The sequence below is a fragment of the Oscillatoria sp. CS-180 genome, assembly GCF_028330965.1.
Classification (GTDB): Bacteria; Cyanobacteriota; Cyanobacteriia; order Phormidesmidales; family Phormidesmidaceae; genus Halomicronema.
Map to the genome: position 1 here is coordinate 41,327 of NZ_JAQMUB010000024.1, position 18,355 is coordinate 59,681.

At 49.8% G+C, this 18,355-nt stretch carries 17 protein-coding genes; 6 read left to right on the plus strand and 11 right to left on the minus strand.

Translation table 11 applies throughout. The annotated features are described in order from the left end of the window. Positions 1 to 16: 16 nt before the first annotated feature. Both PN498_RS04195 and PN498_RS04200 read right to left on the minus strand, forming a co-directional pair. Positions 17 to 406, minus strand: a complete 390-nt coding sequence (locus PN498_RS04195) for a DUF1257 domain-containing protein (RefSeq protein WP_272061428.1) — start codon at positions 404 to 406, stop codon at positions 17 to 19. 27 nt (positions 407 to 433) lie between these two features. Next, complete coding sequence (locus PN498_RS04200) at positions 434 to 652, minus strand: DUF2997 domain-containing protein (RefSeq protein ID WP_272061429.1); 219 nt, start codon at positions 650 to 652, stop codon at positions 434 to 436. 416 nt (positions 653 to 1,068) lie between these two features. Here PN498_RS04200 and bioU point away from each other — a divergent pair, with 416 nt between their 5' ends. Further along, positions 1,069 to 2,079, plus strand: coding sequence for a (S)-8-amino-7-oxononanoate synthase BioU (gene bioU / locus PN498_RS04205; RefSeq protein WP_272061430.1), 1,011 nt, complete (start codon positions 1,069 to 1,071; stop codon positions 2,077 to 2,079). 227 nt (positions 2,080 to 2,306) lie between these two features. Continuing rightward, positions 2,307 to 3,215 (plus strand): cation diffusion facilitator family transporter, encoded by a 909-nt coding sequence (locus tag PN498_RS04210; RefSeq protein ID WP_272061431.1) that lies wholly within the window; start codon positions 2,307 to 2,309, stop codon positions 3,213 to 3,215. A 134-nt stretch (positions 3,216 to 3,349) separates the two neighbouring features. On the opposite strand, the gene PN498_RS04215 is transcribed toward PN498_RS04210, so the two are convergent. Beyond that, entirely contained in the window at positions 3,350 to 4,624 is a 1,275-nt protein-coding gene (locus tag PN498_RS04215; RefSeq protein ID WP_272061432.1) for a cyclic nucleotide-binding domain-containing protein, read from the minus strand. 73 nt (positions 4,625 to 4,697) lie between these two features. Next, a complete protein-coding gene (locus PN498_RS04220; RefSeq protein WP_272061433.1) occupies positions 4,698 to 5,138 on the minus strand; it encodes a rhodanese-like domain-containing protein in 441 nt (146 codons plus the stop codon). Between the two features lie 112 nt (positions 5,139 to 5,250). Between PN498_RS04220 and PN498_RS04225 the strand changes: the two genes are divergently transcribed. Further along, positions 5,251 to 5,805 carry a hypothetical protein gene (locus PN498_RS04225; protein WP_272061434.1) on the plus strand — a complete coding sequence of 185 codons (555 nt, stop codon included), beginning with the start codon at positions 5,251 to 5,253 and terminating at the stop codon, positions 5,803 to 5,805. Here the strand turns inward: PN498_RS04225 and PN498_RS04230 are convergent. The 5 genes from PN498_RS04230 to PN498_RS04250 form a co-directional block, all read right to left on the minus strand. Further along, positions 5,780 to 6,046, minus strand: coding sequence for a DUF3253 domain-containing protein (locus PN498_RS04230; protein WP_272061435.1), 267 nt, complete (start codon positions 6,044 to 6,046; stop codon positions 5,780 to 5,782). The two genes, PN498_RS04225 and PN498_RS04230, sit on opposite strands and share 26 nt — an antisense overlap. Next, positions 6,036 to 6,896: an alpha/beta fold hydrolase gene (locus PN498_RS04235; protein ID WP_272061436.1), complete on the minus strand. Its 861-nt coding sequence runs from the start codon at positions 6,894 to 6,896 to the stop codon at positions 6,036 to 6,038. Before PN498_RS04235 ends, PN498_RS04230 begins: the two co-directional genes overlap by 11 nt. Before the next feature lie 218 nt (positions 6,897 to 7,114). Continuing rightward, positions 7,115 to 8,731, minus strand: a complete 1,617-nt coding sequence (locus PN498_RS04240; protein ID WP_272061437.1) for a glycosyltransferase family 39 protein — start codon at positions 8,729 to 8,731, stop codon at positions 7,115 to 7,117. Between the two features lie 222 nt (positions 8,732 to 8,953). Continuing rightward, entirely contained in the window at positions 8,954 to 10,945 is a 1,992-nt protein-coding gene (locus tag PN498_RS04245; protein ID WP_272061438.1) for a flotillin family protein, read from the minus strand. A gap of 84 nt (positions 10,946 to 11,029) precedes the next feature. After that, the gene (locus PN498_RS04250) at positions 11,030 to 11,779 is read right to left on the minus strand and encodes a DUF1449 domain-containing protein (protein WP_334312220.1); all 750 of its coding nucleotides are present in this window, start codon (positions 11,777 to 11,779) and stop codon (positions 11,030 to 11,032) included. Positions 11,780 to 11,886: 107 nt separating this feature from the next. Here PN498_RS04250 and PN498_RS04255 point away from each other — a divergent pair, with 107 nt between their 5' ends. After that, positions 11,887 to 12,258, plus strand: coding sequence for a VOC family protein (locus tag PN498_RS04255; RefSeq protein ID WP_272061439.1), 372 nt, complete (start codon positions 11,887 to 11,889; stop codon positions 12,256 to 12,258). Positions 12,259 to 12,359: 101 nt separating this feature from the next. On the opposite strand, the gene PN498_RS04260 is transcribed toward PN498_RS04255, so the two are convergent. Next, positions 12,360 to 12,857, minus strand: a complete 498-nt coding sequence (locus PN498_RS04260; protein WP_272061440.1) for a TIGR00725 family protein — start codon at positions 12,855 to 12,857, stop codon at positions 12,360 to 12,362. Between the two features lie 220 nt (positions 12,858 to 13,077). Here PN498_RS04260 and PN498_RS04265 point away from each other — a divergent pair, with 220 nt between their 5' ends. After that, positions 13,078 to 14,928: an alpha/beta hydrolase gene (locus PN498_RS04265; protein WP_272061441.1), complete on the plus strand. Its 1,851-nt coding sequence runs from the start codon at positions 13,078 to 13,080 to the stop codon at positions 14,926 to 14,928. Here the strand turns inward: PN498_RS04265 and PN498_RS04270 are convergent. Continuing rightward, positions 14,897 to 15,736: a pentapeptide repeat-containing protein gene (locus PN498_RS04270; protein ID WP_272061442.1), complete on the minus strand. Its 840-nt coding sequence runs from the start codon at positions 15,734 to 15,736 to the stop codon at positions 14,897 to 14,899. The two genes, PN498_RS04265 and PN498_RS04270, sit on opposite strands and share 32 nt — an antisense overlap. Positions 15,737 to 16,109: 373 nt before the next feature. Between PN498_RS04270 and ilvD the strand changes: the two genes are divergently transcribed. Then, a complete protein-coding gene (ilvD, locus tag PN498_RS04275) occupies positions 16,110 to 17,798 on the plus strand; it encodes a dihydroxy-acid dehydratase (RefSeq protein ID WP_272061443.1) in 1,689 nt (562 codons plus the stop codon). Positions 17,799 to 18,355: the final 557 nt, after the last annotated feature.

Genomic DNA, 18,355 nt, shown 5'->3' on the forward strand with positions numbered 1-18,355 from the left:
TCCCCTTGTTTGCTAACTAGGCCCAACGTTGGACAACAAGGCGAATCGCGCCTTCTTCAGTCGTTGTTTGCTCAGCAACCTGGAAGCCTTCTTTGGAAGTCGCTTCCAGCACTGTGTGAAAGGCATAACGCTGACTGATTTGATTGATGAATCCATCTACGGACAAAGGCTGTTGCCAATATTGCAAATCTGCAACTAGCTCATAATCCTCAGTTTGAGGATTAAGACGAAACCCAATATCAAAGCCATTGGGCTGTTCAATGATGATTTCAGCAGTTTGCGTGGAACCTTGATATCCGCGTACAGGAGAAGGACCTGATTTCCAATCAATGCCTAAGTCAGTTAAGGCAGCTTGCAGAGAGGAAAGGCTACGAATTTTGGTTCTGATTTGGCTAAAGTGTGACATATTAATTGCGCTTAAACAACCAATGAACTAGCCCCAATCGCTGTAGGAGACCTGGTTTTGCGTTTCCGCTAGCGAGGATTGTTGAGTCTGTTGAGCATAGTACTCAGATGTGCTTTCACGACTGACTACGTTGCCTAATTGAGCTTCAATCTTCCTCGTTACTTCCTCGCAAGACCGACCGATCACACCAGTCACCATCTCTTTGACACGGCCGTCGGGGTAGATGATGAACTCAAGTGTTTCCATACAACGTTAGGGATAAAGGTAAGTACAACGTTCAGCATTGAGCTGAAACTGAATCAAGCCAACTACGTAACTTAATCCTACTAAGCATTCTTGCAAGACAGCTAATCACGACATAACAAAAGTTTATAGACTTTATTGATAGCGTGAGCAGCTGCTTCAAGCTAGGAATCAGTGTTACGCAAATCCCCCGAAGCCGTCAACCTGTAACTCAACAGCAGGCTTGTAAAACCAGGATTTTCATCCTAAAGAGTTAACTTTTCTTCGCATATCTTTATTGTTGAAGTCATTAGGTTGAAGTCATTAGACAGATGAGCGGACGGACTGGTTAGTTACAAATCATCTCCTCTATGAACTGACGTGCTTACGGAGCGCGATCGCCTCCGATAATAGGGGACTGTGATGTAAAGGATAGTGGCATGAACTCTCAACTCACTTATCAGGTCAACCCTATATCTGTGGGTGTCTTGGGCTTTGGCGGTTTGGGGCAGGCGGCAATGCGCGTTTTAGCCCCTAAGTCCGAGATGGTTTTAGCGGCTGCGGCTGATAAGCAGGGCTATGTTTATGTTCCTGGAGGACTGGATGCTCAGGCTTGTGTAGCGGCGTATCGCGATCGCGGTTCTGTAGGGCACGTAGAACCGGGTGGCGTGCTTAGTCAACGCAGCATTCAGGATTTAATTGCTTCAGCCAAGTCTGTGCAAGGGTATTTTTTAGCGCTGCCTAATTTGCCTAATACGTTTATGGCTTCAGTCGTGCGACAGTTTATTGACGCTGGTTGGCAGGGAGTACTGGTGGATGCTCTGAAGCGAACGAGTGCAATGGAGCAGATTTGGGCTATGGGGGATGACTTGAAAACGGCTGGAATTACCTATATGACCGGATGTGGAGCAACCCCTGGACTGCTGACAGCAGCAGCAGTAGTTGCAGCTCAGAGTTACACCGAGATTCACAGCGTCAAAATCACCTTTGGCGTCGGCATTGCGAACTGGGAGGCCTATCGCGCCACCATTCGTGAGGACATTGCTCACATGCCCGACTACGACGTGGAGACTGCGCGTGCAATGACGGATGCTGAGGTGGAAGCGCTGCTGGATCGGACCAACGGTATCCTTGCTCTTGAGAATATGGAGCACGCCGATGATTTGATGCTGGAACTGGCGGGAATTTGCGATCGCGACCAGGTTACTGTCGGCGGTATTGTCGATACCCGTAACCCCAAGAAACCCCTCAGTACCAACGTGCAGGTGACGGGACGAACGTTTGAAGGAAAAACGTCCACTCATACCTTTACCTTGGGGGATGAAACCAGCATGGCAGCCAATGTGTGTGGTCCCGCGTTTGGCTATCTCAAAGCAGGACTTGCTCTTCATCGGAGAGGTCAGCATGGTCTCTACACTGCGGCTGAAGTAATGCCTCGATTTGTGCAATAAAGCAGCTCAGGGCGCGTCACCTCTCAAGATTCGTTTTATCTCTGCTCAAAGTGATACAAGTAGGGATATTGCCATAGCCCCATAGCCCAGGACAATTAAGAACGCTAGAATCCATCCTACGCAAAGGTTTGATTCTGCTTCCTTTGGAGTAGACATCGCTATGGCACTTGGATCTATCTGCCCCTTGCTCTACCTGCAATCTTGACGTTGAGAATTTACACGAAGATATGGCCGATTCTTCTCGGGTTTCGATTTATGCAGCTATGGCTGCCAATATTGCTATTGCGATCGCTAAATTTATTGGTGCTGCTATCAGTGGCAGCTCGGCCATGCTCTCGGAGGGAATCCATTCCGTTGTCGATTCAGTTAACGAGATTTTGCTGCTGTACGGGCTGAACCAAAGTCAAAAGGGGCCTGATGAACTTCATCCTCTAGGGCACGGACAGGAGCTGTACTTTTGGTCATTAGTCGTCGCCGTGCTGATCTTTTCGCTAGGGGGTGGATTTTCCATTTATGAGGGCGTTCAAAGTTTTCAGCATCCAGAACTGTCTCAAAATCCGTTGATTAGCTATACCGTTTTAGGTGCGGCAGCTGTCTTTGAAGGAGCGGCTTTGGTCGTTTCTGTTCGGGAGTTCAGCCACGAACGCACAGATGACGTCAGCTTTTGGGCAGCTGTAAGGCGAAGTAAAGACCCCAGCCGTTTCATCGTCATTTTCGAAGATGCGGCAGCTCTACTAGGATTGGCCGTCGCTTTCACAGGCGTATATCTGAGCGAGTGGCAGCAAAATGCGGTCTATGACGGCATTGCCTCTATTGTTATTGGCCTGATTTTGACGTTGGTTGCAGTGGTTTTGGTTTTGGAAACTAAAGGTCTCTTGATTGGTGAAAGCGCACTTCCAGAGACTCAAGACAGCCTCAAAGCCATTATTGAAGCGGACCAAGCAGTGTCCGAAATTGGCCCCCTGATTACACTCCACTTAGGTCCCAAAGACATCATGCTGGCTTTGAATATCGAATTTGACGACACCCTGTCTGCCGATGAGATAGAAGTGGCTGTCAGCCGTATTGAGGGGTGCATTCGCAAAGCTCATCCAGAGGTCAAGCGCATCTTTATTGAGGCTGCTTCAATGCCATAGAGATTGTATGAAGGAATGAATATGCAGAACGCGATGAGACTTCAACATAAGTCGCACTACTGAGTACTCTGGCTCTGAATGTGGGCGATCGCTGCTTTCCCAGGAAAGAAGCCCGCTGTAGGAGGAACTAGCAGTTAGCCAACGAGGGATAGGGTGACTACCCAGAAGCCGACGAGAAAGCCTGCAATGGTGGAGTAAGTAACGGTACCGCCACCTAGCTCATAGGCTTCTGGCATCATGGTGCTGGAGAGCATGGCAAGAATGGCTCCTCCAGCAAGAGATTGAGCGGTACCCAGCACCCAGTCGTTAGCGAAGTTGCTCAGGAAGCTGCCCAGCATGGCTGTCAGTCCACTCAGTAAAACAGCGCCGCCCCAGAGAGCCAGGATGCGTTTAGCTGAGGTGCCTGCCTGCTGCATACCCACGGAACTGGAGAGTGCTTCGGGAATGTTGGAAATGAAGACTGCCATCAGAAATGAGCCGCTGAGATGTCCACCGCCGGCATTGAAGCCAATGACTAATGCTTCGGGGATGTTATCCATTAGGGTGCCGACGAGAATGGCTAACGGCGCTGAGCTTTTGGCGAGCTGCTTGATTTGGAGTTCCGAGAGTGGAAAATCGACCTCTACGCTATCAAGGACTTCTTTGCGCCACTGTCCATCAGATTTTTCTTTTTCCCGTGCGTTTGCGGTTGATTGAGTCGTCTCTCGCAGGCGACGGGCCAAAATGCGGCTGAGACCACTCGCGAGGTGGGGCGATCGCGTCAGCATTCCATCAAAATTCACCTTATCTAGCTCATACAGCCGCATGGGTGTCCGAGCGACGACGCTGGCAGAGCGTTCTTCACCCGTCAAAAGGGACATCTCGCCAAACATTTCTCCAGCTCCCAGCTTCGCCATGAGCTGAGGGCCTTTGTAAATGTCGGCTTCGCCATCCACGATGATGAACATGGCATCGCCAGGCATCCCTTCTTGGCAAATCATCGTCCCTGGCTCAGCAGAGAGCGGCTTTAGCAAGGGAATAATGGCCTGAACCTCGGAGGGGGAGAGACTGTGAAGCATCTCGACGTGAGCAATCTCATCCAGTACCTCTGACGTTTCTTCCTGACGGTGATGATAAAAGAATCGCCTTGAGGAGGAGGGATGACGAATGAAGCCGCCTTGATCATCGATGTAGTTGATGATGATCGTAAACAAAGCTCCGCCTAAAACGAACCCAATCAAGATTGGCCAGAATCCCGTCATAGCAAAAACAGGCTGGGTGATGTCGAAGGCGATCGCGGCCAGCAACGTACCGCTACCAAAAGCCATAATGGCCGCTGTTACAACGCGGTCGGGCTTCCAGCAGATGCCTAATACTGCCCCAATAACTAAGCTTGAGGCTCCTAAAAATCCCTGAAGTAGTGCGTCCAAGGGCATAAGCCGATATCGTTCACAAGCCTAAGATAAACTCGAAGGCCCCCATGAATGCAACAGTATTCTGACGTTATGGTGTTGAGACGGGCAAGGCTGTATCAATGGGCAAATTTGCTTGACGCCAACCTTCCATATCGCCCTCAAGGGTCAAGATATACTCAAAACCCTCCTGTTCTAGCATAATCTCTGCAATGCCTGCTCTGACACCGATTTCGCAGTAAACAATAACTTCTTTAGTCGCAAACCCTTCAAGCTCGTTCAGTCGACTTGGAATGTCACGATAGGGAATATTGATGGCCCCAGGAATATGCCCTTCAGCGAATTCCCGTTCAGAGCGAACGTCTAAGAGCAAAGGCACATCTGCCGAATTTAAGCGTATCGAAAGTTCTTGAGGAGAAAGTCGTTCGGAGGAAGACCAACTCACCTGACCAACCACCAGCGTGATGGCAATGGAGACGACTAGGATCAGTCCTTTAACCTTGCGGTTTGAGAAAAGCGTTATTGGCCGCATCTGAACATCTGGAGTAAGAGCACTGAAGGCAAAACCGGGTAGCTTGTATACTTGTCGTTAGCTTAAGGCTTCTTTATGAGTGCAAGCTGAGAGTAAACTCGTTTTTGTATTTATGGCTTCTCCCCGTCGTCAGCAAAGAAAGTTGCGCCCTTGGCGGCGTTCTCGTAGGCCGTCGAATGTACCAACGACTATCCCTTGGGGATGGATGTGCCTGACAGGCATTTTGTATATGGCAACCGGCATGGTCATGGCTGCTTTCCCTGCACCTTACTGGATTTGGAATTTGGCCTTAGGTGGCGCGATCGCCCAAGCATTGGCGTTGGCCGGCCCTCAAGCACTCAGGCATTTTCGCTATTGGAGCGCTAATAGCCTGGTATTTTTGGCAATTTTGGGAACAGGGGCAATTGTTGTCGCATTGGCAACTGCACTGGGGTTCGTTGGCACTGACCAGCTAGACGAAATCAAACTAACAGCCACAACTTTTCAGGTCATTCGAGTAAGCTTTCTCGCCATTGTCATCGCCGCGTTAGGCGCGATCGTAGGCGCTGAGACAGGCGATCGCCTCTTGCGGACCTTTAACCGTTTGCAAACAACTTTAGTCTTAGCCGCGACCTGTATTTTGGGTCTTGGGTTGGGTGGGCTTATTGGTCTTCTAGTGTCTGAATGAGGCGATAGCGAATGGGACCTTTCGCGTGTTCAGGATCAACTACTTTCCCCTTCTGAGTAACTGCAATCTTGCCTGCCCTCGCCAGCTGAGTGCCCACATCGCGCACCTGAGGCATCCATTGCCGCCAGTTTGTATCGGCCAGAGCACGCGCGACCTCCGATGGACAGATGGTCTTATCGGGACCGCGATCGCGCACCAGTGCCAACAGACAATCTTGAATCGATTGAGGGCTAATCGTCACGGCTAGGAATTTGTAGGAATTCGCCAATATATTGGTTGACTAGGTTGGGATACTCTTGGGGAACCCAGTGCCCACACTGAGAAATATAGCGGAGGTGAAAATCGCGGACGTACTCCTCGGTTTTTTTGGCCAGTGAACTTTCAAAGGCCGGGTCGTCTTCGCCCCAAATCATCAGAGTCGGCACTTCTAAAACGGGCCAGTCTTGCTGAAACGTTGAGGGAGATAGAAGATTGCGGTAGTAGTTGAGTGCGGCTTGTAAGGCTCCAGGTCGGGCGATCGCTGTTTTGAAGGTCTGAATATCGGTTTCAGTAATGGCGTTACGATTAACTGCCATGCGGTCAAATGCTTGGGAAATGAATTGGTAGTCATTGGCCTGAAGCAGCAGTTCGGGTAACCAAGGGATTTGGAAAAAGCCAATGTAAGCACTCCGCACCCACTGAACTGGATTGGCAAATCCGTCGAGAAAGCGTTGAGGATGAGGACAATTTAGAATAATGAGCTTCTCAACCTGTTCAGGATAGGTGTAAGCAAAGCTCCAGGCGATCGCGCCGCCCCAATCGTGTCCCGCTAAGATACATCGCTCATAACCTAATGCGGCAATCACCCCAGAGATGTCTTTCACCAGTTCAGACATAGCATAGTCGCTAACGTTGGGGGGCTTGTCGCTGTCGTTGTAGCCTCGCAGATCCAAAGCCACCACAGTGAATTGTTCTGCAAAAACAGGGATTTGATGTCGCCACGTGTACCAAAATTCTGGAAAGCCGTGCAAAAACAGGAACAGAGGGCCTGTGCCTTGAGTGACGTAATGAAGCTGAATGCCATTCGTTTTGATGAACTGATGCTGCAACATGGTGAGAAATGAGAGCGATACGAGGCAATGGGACAGCCATGCTCACACTATAACTAGGGAGCTAAGATTCTTCAGGTCAAGGTTGAGCAGCCAGCTTCGGCTCTTTTTCCAGCAGTGGACAGCCTTCTGAGATTGGCAAAATTGCTATTGACTGTAGCGAGGCCAGTCGTGAAAGCTTAAACCTTAGTAAGAATTTGATTCACGCTTCTGCTTTGGATTCAGACTGCTTTTGTACAAGGCTTAAGTTGCCATAGCTGCACCGTTCTATTGGTGTAATACAACGGTTGTTCATAGCTCAAAGAAGAACATAACCCCTTCTGCTGTTCAATCGTTTCTCTTAGAACAGTAGAGCCATACAAAAACAAATGAGATCTTGGGGGAATTTCTTTTATTCTGTCAGCATCTAACAGTTGAATGGGCACATCGGGCCGCAGACGATAACTCAGCGAGATCAAACGAGTCGCTTCGTCTCCTAACAGGAGGGGATCCGACGACGAGTTTATGATTGAAGCAATGTCACGGTCATAAATATTGCTATATTTGTGCCACCAAGTATCTGCCTGAACAGCTTGTGCTGAGGTGAACAAACCTACAAGAAGCAGCGCGATCGCACTTCCTGTCCATAAGAGTTTTTGCAGCGATCGTCGGCTCTTTTGAATTTGATGACCCAAACAATAGGCAACCGCTAGTCCTAACGCGATGTAGCAGGGAATGAAATAACGAGGAATTGCTGAGCGCACGCCGCCCAGCACAATATCTGAAAGCATGAAGGGCAAAGCTGGAACGGCTGCCAATGACAGGATAAAAAGCCATTCCTGCTTTTTCGATATCCTCACTAAGTAGATAAAAGAATACATACCCAAACCAAAAATCAGCATCCAAATAAGCAACAACGGATCTGATTGAGAAGAGGGAAAGTCATACTGATTCGGACCTGGCAGAGGGCGATCATAAAAGCTGCGGCTCATATTGACAATCCATCTACCCGTCAGTGATGTCAGAGGCAAGACGGTTTTCCGGCGCCAATCTGCGATCGATCCTAAGGTCAACAAGATGACAATGGCCCAGGGTAGAAAAGCAACATAACTCCAACGAGCAGCACTTAAATAGCGCTGAAAAATGCCTTTGGAATAGACCTTCCTCGCTAGCAAAACGTAGAGGCCGTGAGCCAAATTTGTGAAAATAAAAAGAGGCTGTGTGTAGAGTCCGGCAATGGTCGCGAATAGATAGTTGCGCCAGTCGGTAGGTTTATTGGATTTAAGTGATCTCAGCAAAAAGACGCTTGAAAATACAACCGTAGCTGTAAACAAGCTGTACTGTCTGGCTTCTTGAGCATACAGAATATGAAATGGCGAAACTGCCATTAAAGATGTTGCCAGTCCACTGATTAACCCGTTTGAGAAAAGCGCTTGACAGAGCCAGAACAGACCTCCAAGCGATAACAAACCAAAGAAGATTGAAAGACCTCTCATACCGATGATCGGTGAGATCGTTGTGAGGCTAAGTAAGGGTCTTGCCAGTATAAAATAAAGGGGAGAGTTATGAGCTTCTTCTGCGCCAAGAGAGGCGATCGCGTCAATTAAATGTGTCCCTGGCTGCGGTGTTTGATATCGAGATAAATCAGCTGCTCGCAAAACACTTCCGGTCTGAGCAAAATGCAGTAGCCAGTCTTCCTTCACGTCTCGTTTGGTTTGTCCAGACACTGGGATTGCCGTATAGGTTTCGTCATACCAAAAGGTCTTCTTTTCAACATGACTCAGACGCAAATAGCTGCCCAGGAAAAGACACAGGATCAAAACACCATAGAGAGGAACTTTCAGGATGAGACGTGACATAGTGGATGACAAAGATCAATAGTTGAAGATTCACCGCGAATCTGATCAACGTATCGTCAGAATATCTTGCATTGGTATATAGCCGTCGTCAGTTCCGTTAGGACAAGACGACGGGCCGGGGAAAGCTTATCTGCCTTAGTTTTGAATTCTGGAGAGCTTTGCTCTTCCCGTTCGCCTTTGGCGTGCTCAAAGAGTAGAGTATTTTGAAATTCCGCCTCGGTACTAGTTCGTCGTTTCTTCCTCAGACGTGATTTGAATTGTTGGATTTTCTGGATCAGTTCCGACACTCGATGCAGGCGTTCTTGTCAATGATTCAGGATTTGATGCGTCAGCGGATGTAGAACTGCCCTGAATAAGTCCCTTAACTTGCTCTAGAACCACACCGAGTTTGCCGTCTTCCAACAGGCTGTTGATTAAGGCGAGGCCGCTTGTAGACAAGAGCAACTTATTGATATCGCCGGCGCCGTTGTCATTGTCATTGCCGCTGCCCTTGCCGTTAGCACCCGGAAAAGCATAGATGCGGGCGTCGCCAATCACGCCGGGCTGAGGGGCTAGGGCTTGCAAAACTTCAGGCAGACGTTCTGATAGTTGGGGCCAGATTTGAGCAATAACATCAGCGGTGAGGTTGGCGGTGCTGATGGCGTTCCGAGCCTCAATTTGAGCTTCAGTTCCTTGAGCTTGAGCCAAGGCTTTATCGAGTTCTGCTTGAGCCAGGGTACGGATGGCTTCCGCCTCTAATTCAGCCGTTTGACGAGCGATTTCAGCTTGCCGACGCTTACGGAAGACATCGATTTCCACGACGTTTTGATCGGCGATGCGGCGTTCTTCAGCTGCTCGCTGAGCCGCAATTACGGTAAGGCGCTGCTCTCGTTCGGCCTGCTCAACAGCGGTGGCCGTTTGGACACCCGCTTCGGCTTGTGCCCGTTCGGCCTCAGCTTCGAAACGGCTGCGTTCTCGTTCCGCGATCGCGATCGCCGCTTCCTCTTGCGCCACTTTGGATTCCTTCTCAGCTTCCGCCACATCTACCATGGCCCGGTATTGAGCAGAATCGACCGCTTTCTGACGATTAACTTCAGCCACGTCGGATTCCTCTCGCTGACGGGCCTGGGCAATCTTCAATGCTTTTTGGCGTTCTTCTAGTTCAATATCTGCTTCAATCTGCTTCTGTCGTACGCTAAGCTTCCGCTGAATCTCTTCTTCCTCGACGGACTGTTCCTGCAAAATTTTGGTTCGCTGGGCTGTTGCTGCTTCACGATCGCGCTTTTCCTGAATGGCGCGATCGCGCTCCGCCTTAAGCGATTCGATTTGTAATGACTGCGCTAACTTAGCGTCTTCTTGGTCTTTGGCAATTTCGAGCGATCGCTTTTCAGCATCCAGTTCTCGCTGCTCAATGGCAACTCGGGTTACCAGTTCAACCTCACGCTTTTGCTGGATAGAGCGCTGGATGGTTTCTGTGCGGAGGCGCACCCCTTGGGCATCGAAGAAGTTGTTGGTGTCGTAGGTATCGCTTTCTTCAATTTCTGAAATTGCCAAGTTATTCAGCGTCAGACCGACTTTCTTCAAATCTGGTTCGATTAGGTTCAGCACCTCTTGAGCAAACCCAAGCTTGTCTGAGTCGATTTCGGCCAAAGTCTTCGTCTTAGCGGCGGCGCGGATACCATCATCAGCCCTTTTCTCTAGCGCGTTCTTGATATCCTCCGGAGTAATCCTGCCTTCGCGAGACAGTCGCGCTGCTGAGGTCAACACATCATCCTCCGACGCATTAATACAGACATAAAATGTCACGCGCATGTCTGCCCGTAGGTAGTCTTGGGTCCGCACGGCTAGCTTACCCGTTCGCTCTACGTCGATGGAGAGTTCCCGCAAAGGCACCCGCGTCAGCTCATGAAAGCCAGGAAGCACCACACAGCCACCGTTGAGAATGACCTTCTTCTGCTTGCGAATGACGCCCCCCGTTTTGACAAAGGCTTCGTTGGTCGGGGTGATAGTGTAAACCCGCGTGTAGGCGACGACTGCCAGCAACAGCAGAATGATAAATGTGACCACACCACTGGAGGCCAGAATGCCGAGTCCGCCTAGCTGCCCTACAACTGGAGTCGGACTTACGGGGATCTCTTCAGTGAAGGCAACGGTCTCGGTCGCATGCGGCTCGTCCCAAAGGTCAACAGAAGGAATGGTTGGCAGGGATTGCAGGAGAGTAAGCCAGTACAGCATGGGTGCCTCAGTAGATCAATAACCAATAGTGAGCGTCACAAATCAAGATTCAACTAGACCAACGTCGATTTCGCAGAGTTCTGATCAAGCAATCTTTTCACCACTCAGCCAGCGGTCTTGATCGGGACTGTCTCGGGCGATCACCAAGTAGTAGCCGCCAGACCGCTCGATTACCAGTACCTTAGCCCCCCGTCGTAGCGTAATGGTGGCCCAATCCGGCAATTTGGCACTGACGGTGATAAAGTTAGCAGCTGCATCTTTGACATCGACTTGTCCAATTTTGCCGGAATGCTCAAAGGGGACAAAGGCCGAAGTCACGATGCCTAAGCAACCTACCAGGCGATCGCTACTCGCATCTTCGCCAAAGGCCGCAAAGATCTGTCCAATGGGATGAGAGAGCAAACTGCCCACAAACAACGAAAAGAGCAGAGATCCAAAAAAGATGCCGATAGCGATAATTCCGGCAGGCGATCGCTCCAAAAAGTTTCCAATCGCCACATTGAGAAACCAGCCTACAAATCCCCATAAGGTTAAATCCATCGCCAGCAGCAATATCAGCGGCGTGCGTCCAATACCAAACCACGTCAAGATCTGAAGCGGACTAAAATCACCATTCCCGTCGCCGCCGATTTCAGAATCCCAGTCCAATGGCCCTGTATCCACATCAGCATCCAAGTTCGCGTCAATGTCAGCATCAACGTCAGCATCCATATCCAAGTCATCGTCTCCCCCGCCTGACAAAATGACGAAGAGAAACAACAGCACACCCGCGATTAAAAAGATCCAGTAGGGCAGATTGGTGAGGCTGAATAGCATGGGGAGTAAGACATTCACGAAATTGTAGGATGTGTTCGGCGCAGCCAACGCACCGCAGACTGCAACAAGCCAAAGATAGCTACCCTAAAATAGAATTAGCCCGTTCTGCAAAGTATTTGTAACCCATGAAACCGAATCGTCTCGGCCATGTCGCCATCTGCGTACAAGACATTGATAAAGCTGTTGAGTTCTACCAGAACCTGGGCATGGAGGTCGCTTGGCACGATAAAGATTGGGCCTATGTGAAAGCAGGAAATGACGGCTTAGCCCTACTAAGTCCCAGCTACGAACAAGCAGGTCCCCATTTCGGCTTTGTGTTTAGCGATCGCACCGAAGTTGACTCCGCCTACGATCGCCTCAAATCTCAGGGCGTATACGTTACCAAAATCCATGAACATCGCGACGGCACAGCCTCGTTCTATGGCAAAGATCCTGATGGTAATTGGTTCGAATATCTCTACGAACCTGCTTCTGTAGCTGAGCCTGTCACGGCTTAGACCCACCATGTGTTGGAGATTAAGTTTGTATACGATAGCGGCGTCGGGATTTCTCAACGTCAGCACAACCCGCTCAATTGGCCTACTTTACAGTGGTCTATCTATTCCTCAGCTGCCATGAGCACCTGGATCTGAGCGATCGCCACTTCCACCGTTGCTACATCAACCATGGCCACCTTAGCCAATAGGCGGCATTGCTCAACAACTGCATCAGGAACGTGAATTAAAACAAGAGGCTTTTGTAATTTCAGTGCGAGGGCAATTTCAGACAGCGTGCCTGCTCCCAGTCCGCAGGCGACCACGACTTCACTAGAGAGGATATTGATGACATTTCGGCCACTCCCCATTCCTGTCAAAATGGGAATATCAACAGCTGCTGACATTGCTGTCCTATTTTCTCCGGGCAAAATCCCGATCACCAAACCGTTGACTGATTGGGCACCGCGACTAGCTGCGTCCATTACGCCGGTAGCGCGCCCACCCGTGAGGAGTATCCAGTCCTGTTTGGCGATCGCCTGTCCCAAAGCGTAAGCCGTCTCTTTTTCAACTGTTGAAGCGGTTTCGCCCGGTCCCATAATGCCAACTAATTTCCGTATCATTCGCTAGGCTCTCTTCTCTTGAGGGAACATTAACCCTAGTGAATCAGAGACTAGGAGTGCCGTCAGGCCATGGATCGCTTTAGCAGCGTGACGCTCAGGTTAATTTCGGCAACAAAATTTGACATTCTGCCCACTCCCAAAGCTCGGGGTTGTCACTTAAATTGAATAGGCGCCTAGCTCATCACTACCGCTCGGTTCTTATTTTGGTTCGTTTGTTTCAATGCGCGTGTCTCATTCCATCAAACGATTTGCTCACAACTGGATAAAACGCTTTAGCGTCGCGGTATTAACAGGGGGAACGCTGGTGTCTGTCGCGACATCGGCAAAGGCTGTTGAGACGGTTACGATTGAGTTAGGTCCTGCTGAAACTGAAATTCACGTCAGTGATTTAGAGTCATTTGCCCAGACAGGACAGGTGCCCACTCGGCTGAAGCTGTATCGCTCTTTCCTGACACCTATGCTTCAGCAAACCCTTTACAATCCCCTCGATGTTGAGCCCACTATTCGCGATCGCTTTCTGCAAGATCTGATTGGAACCGAAAATGGACGTCCTCTGGTTAACATGCTCTCAGAGATTGCCCCCAGCCTGACGCCTGAAGCTATCCAAACAGCGATAGGAGAAGTTGAAGCAGGGGCCAACGGCGTGACCGCAATCAGTTTGTTGCAGGCATTGCCAGGAGAAACGCTCTCACTCAATGGAGCTGCTCTTCTGCGAGTGCTGTCGCAATTAGGGCTGTCACATCTGGAACAAACTGCTCTCAGTAAGGTGCTTTATCAAGAGCTGCGAGAGAAATCTCCAGTTCCTTTTTCAGGACGCTTTGAACCCTCCATCCCCGGCAATCGCCGCGTTGAGCAGTGGTCGGTTTCTTTTCGGGATCATGAGCGCGATCGTGTGATCCCCATCGATCTGTATTGGACTGAGTTCAATCCGGGTCCCACGGTGATTCTTTCCCACGGATTCGGGGCTGATCGCCATTTCTTAGATTATTTAGCCCGACATTTGGCTTCTCATGGTCTAACGGTGGTTGCCCTAGAACATCCTGGAAGCAACGTTGATGCTTTAGTCAAAGAAGAAGGGGCACTACTGCCGCCCCATGAGTTTGTTCAACGACCTCAGGACGTCAGCTTCATCCTAAATCGTCTAGAGGACCTGAACCGACATTCTTTCTTTCTCAAGGGTCGCCTCAAGATGGACAAGATCACGCTGGTAGGGCATTCTCTCGGTGGTTATACCGGATTAGTTCTAGCGGGCGGAAAGGTCAATCCTGTTGCGGTTGCGAATTTCTGTAATGGGCTAGCAATTGGTGCTTCATCGCCCGCCGATTGGTTTCAATGTGCCGCGGCAGACGCAGAGTTACCGCCCCATAGTTTGGCAGATTCGCGGATTACCCAGCTGGTCTTGATGAATCCGCTGGCAGGTCACATTTTTGGCGACAAGGGATTACGCCAGGTGAAGATCCCAACTCTAGTGATCACCAGCACTAAAGATGGCATTGCTTCAATATCGGATCAGCAGCTGCGCCCATTTAATCAGCTAACGGGACCGCGATCGCTCGTCGCCATCATTGGAGGCACTCATCTCAGTGTTGGCGATCCTCAAAACATCAATCCTGCTTTAACTCAAGTTCCTTTTATGCCGGAGCACCCTGAGGAAGAGACGCTACCGCTACGGCACTATTTGAATGGGACGGTGTTGAGCTTTGTGATGCAGCAAACTCACGAAGCAAAACAGTATCGGCCCTTTTTGAGTTCGGATTATGCTCAGCTATTTTCGACAGACCAGTTGCCCATTCGATATAGCGATCGTCTCCCCAAGAGCGTGGATCGATGGTTAGCAAATCGAGATCGTCTCACCCATCGCTTCACTCCAACGTTCAAGAGCATTGCCTCACTGCTGCATTTAGAATTTATTGATGCTCAGCATCGAGTTGCCAATTTGCGGCGAGACACGCTGGAACGATTGCCCGTTCGCCCAACTGATGTTGCTAATCGGCTGGCGCCAAGGGCACCCAAAACGTATCGCACTGCTGAGGGACAGTCTAATCGTGAGTCGTCCCGTCCGGCAGAATAGCACCTGTTAAAACAGCATTTCTCAGATTGACATAATCCATGTTGGCGTTGATCATAACGGCTTCATTCAACATTGCTCCGCTGAGGTTGGACCAACTCAGTTTGGCTCGATAGAATGTTGCTCCTCGCAACTCAGCTCCGCGTAGAGAGCTCCAACTTAGATTGGCTCCCCTCAAATTAGCCTGCACAAGCTGAGCGTTCACCAGCGTACAGCCCTGAAGTTTGGCTCGACTTAAATCTGCGCCCCCAAGGTCGGCACCATCCAAATTGGCACCGCTCAGCAGTGCCGTAGACAAGCTGGCCCCGGTCAAGGTAGCCCCCGTTAAAATTGCATTAGCAAAACTAGCCCCTTCTAATTTTGATAAGGTCAAATCCGTCTCAATCAGATGACATCGATTCAATGCTGAATGAGACAGATTTGCTTCTCTGAGGAAGGCATGATCCAGGATAGCTTCGTTGAGATTCGCATCTTGAATCCGGGCATTTTCTAGGATTGTGTATGTCAGATTTGCGCCTCTAATTCCTGCTTCGTCGAGGTTCACGCCCTTCATATTGGCATTGGATAAATCAGCGCCAATCAGATTTACCAACTCCATTTGTGCATACTGCAAGATAGATTTCGTCAGAATAGCCTCTCGCAGATTTGCGCCCTTCAAATCGGCTCCTGACAGATCCGCTCCAGTCAGATTTGCTTGCCGGAAGTTCACATCCCTCAAGTTTTCATTTTTAAGCCGAATGCCCTTCAAATCTGCACCGCGAAAATCGCGTTCCCCAGAGGCATATCGCGCTGTTATTTCATTGGCATCCATACAGTTGATCCTGGTTCAGGAATTCTTGGGAAAACATCTTGCGTTAGCTTGCTACCTACGCTAACGCGGCTTTGGCAAAGGGGCTATTGTCGAGGGTGGAATTGGGAGCGTTTCCCAAATTTTCAAAAGCTTACGGGGCATCGTAAAGCACGGCTCAGTAATCTTAACGCGATTTCTGTTGGACACTGTTTTGTTCACAAAATCAGCCATTTTTGACGAGAAGCGCAGATATGTAAACCGCTAGTAAAAGGGTCATTAAGTTACGCAAAGCGTTTGTGCTTATGGGTTTTCAATGATTGCATCTATGTAACGGAAGCCACCGCATTCGATAGGATTGGATGAGCAATTTTGAGAGCAGACGGACATAATCATCATGTCGGATAACCGTAGAAGCCAAGTCGTTACGCAGGGAGTGCAACGAACTCCTAACCGAGCTATGTTGCGGGCTGTTGGCTTTGAGGACAACGATTTTTCAAAGCCAATTGTGGGCGTAGCCAACGGATTTAGCACAATTACTCCTTGCAACATGGGGTTAGGCGATCTGGCTCAGCGGGCAGAGGCGGGGGTTCAACAGGCGGGAGGAATGCCACAGCTGTTCGGCACGATTACTATCAGCGATGGCATTTCGATGGGTACTGAGGGAATGAAATATTCTCTAGTTTCCCGCGAAGTGATTGCTGATTCCATCGAGACGGTTTGCAATGGTCAAAGTTTGGACGGTGTGATTGCAATTGGAGGCTGTGATAAGAACATGCCCGGTGCCATGATTGCAATGTGCCGACTGAACATTCCTGCAATCTTTGTTTACGGTGGCACGATCAAGCCAGGTCACTATAACGGCGAAGATTTGACGGTGGTCAGCGCGTTTGAGGCTGTGGGTCAGTACAGTGCAGGCAAGATCGGTGACGACGAACTGCTAGCGGTGGAGCGCAACGCCTGTCCGGGTGCGGGGTCCTGTGGCGGCATGTATACGGCTAATACGATGTCCTCCGCGTTTGAGGCCATGGGCATGAGCTTGATGTACTCTTCTACGATGGCGGCTGAGGATGCAGAAAAGGCCGACAGCACTGAAAAGTCTGCCTTTGCCTTAGTGGAGGCCATTCGTAAACAGATTTTGCCGAAACAAATCCTAACGCGGAAAGCATTTGAAAATGCGATCGCAGTCATCATGGCAGTCGGTGGTTCAACTAACTCGGTGCTTCATCTGCTGGCGATTGCCAATGCGATCGATGTTAGCCTCACCATTGATGATTTTGAAACGATTCGTCAACGGGTTCCTGTCCTTTGCAACTTAAAGCCTTCTGGTCGCTACGTTGCTACTGACTTTCACCAAGCAGGAGGCGTCCCCCAAGTGATGAAGATGCTGCTCAGTCAGGGCCTTCTGCATGGAGATGCTCTGACCATCACTGGAGAAACCATTGCAGAGCTATTGGCGGATATTCCTGAAACTCCCCGTACGGATCAGGATGTCATTCGGCCATTCGATAACCCGATGTATCCTCAGGGCCACCTCGGCATCCTTAAGGGTAATCTAGCCACCGAGGGCGCCGTCGCTAAACTAACGGGAATTAAGAAGCGTCAAATTACTGGACCGGCTCGGGTATTTGACTCTGAAGAAGCCTGTCTTCGAGCCATTTTAGACAAGCAGATTCAGGCGGGCGATGTGGTGGTGGTGCGTTATGAAGGTCCTAAAGGTGGGCCAGGTATGCGAGAAATGTTAGCGCCAACATCGGCCATCATCGGTGCAGGGTTAGGCGACTCTGTGGGTCTGATTACGGACGGACGCTTCTCAGGGGGCACCTATGGCATGGTTGTGGGTCATGTTGCTCCAGAAGCGGCGGTTGGCGGGGCGATCGCCCTCGTCAAAGAAGGTGATTTGATTACTATTGACGCGGATAAGAATCAACTTCATCTCAATGTTTCAGACGAAGAGTTAGACACTCGTCGAGCCGCTTGGCAAAGCCGTAAACCGAACTACAGCCGAGGCGTTTTAGGCAAATATGCTAAGCTCGTCTCCTCTAGCAGTCGTGGAGCTGTAACAGATTTAGGTCTGTTTGATTAATCTGCCATACGACCGAATGACAATTTATTCAGTCAGAGAGTACTGTATGCATATCGGCAATAGCGACTGACTGGTCTGAAGCTGGGTCTGAGCGGAGTTGAAGAGCTGGTAGATGCTAGTTTTGACTCCGCTTAGCCGGTAACAAATGGTGAGTTGTAGATCTTTTGCACTGAAACCCTGAAACGTATGGAGTGTTTCTCTAGCTGAAATTGTATGGATCATAGATTTCGAAATCATGGGAAAAGCGATAAAACCATCAAACTCATTCCAAAAATCTTGAGTAACCATTCGCCATCTACTGCATAAATGGGTTGCCATCCGTATTGATTCAATTTGCTAATGCTGATCCAACACAAGATTTTAATTGACTATTATCTAGAGACTGTTTCTATGTGAAGCTTTAGGGGGCTTCATGCTACTAGTACCGCATGGCAGAAATGGCGTTACCCTTTAGAACCGTCTCTGAGATTCCGATGATGCCCCGTCTTTCTGCTCCAGCGATTACTTTGAGCGCGTCAGAACAGGATGAGCTAGAGTCCCTAGCGAAGCGCCCCAGC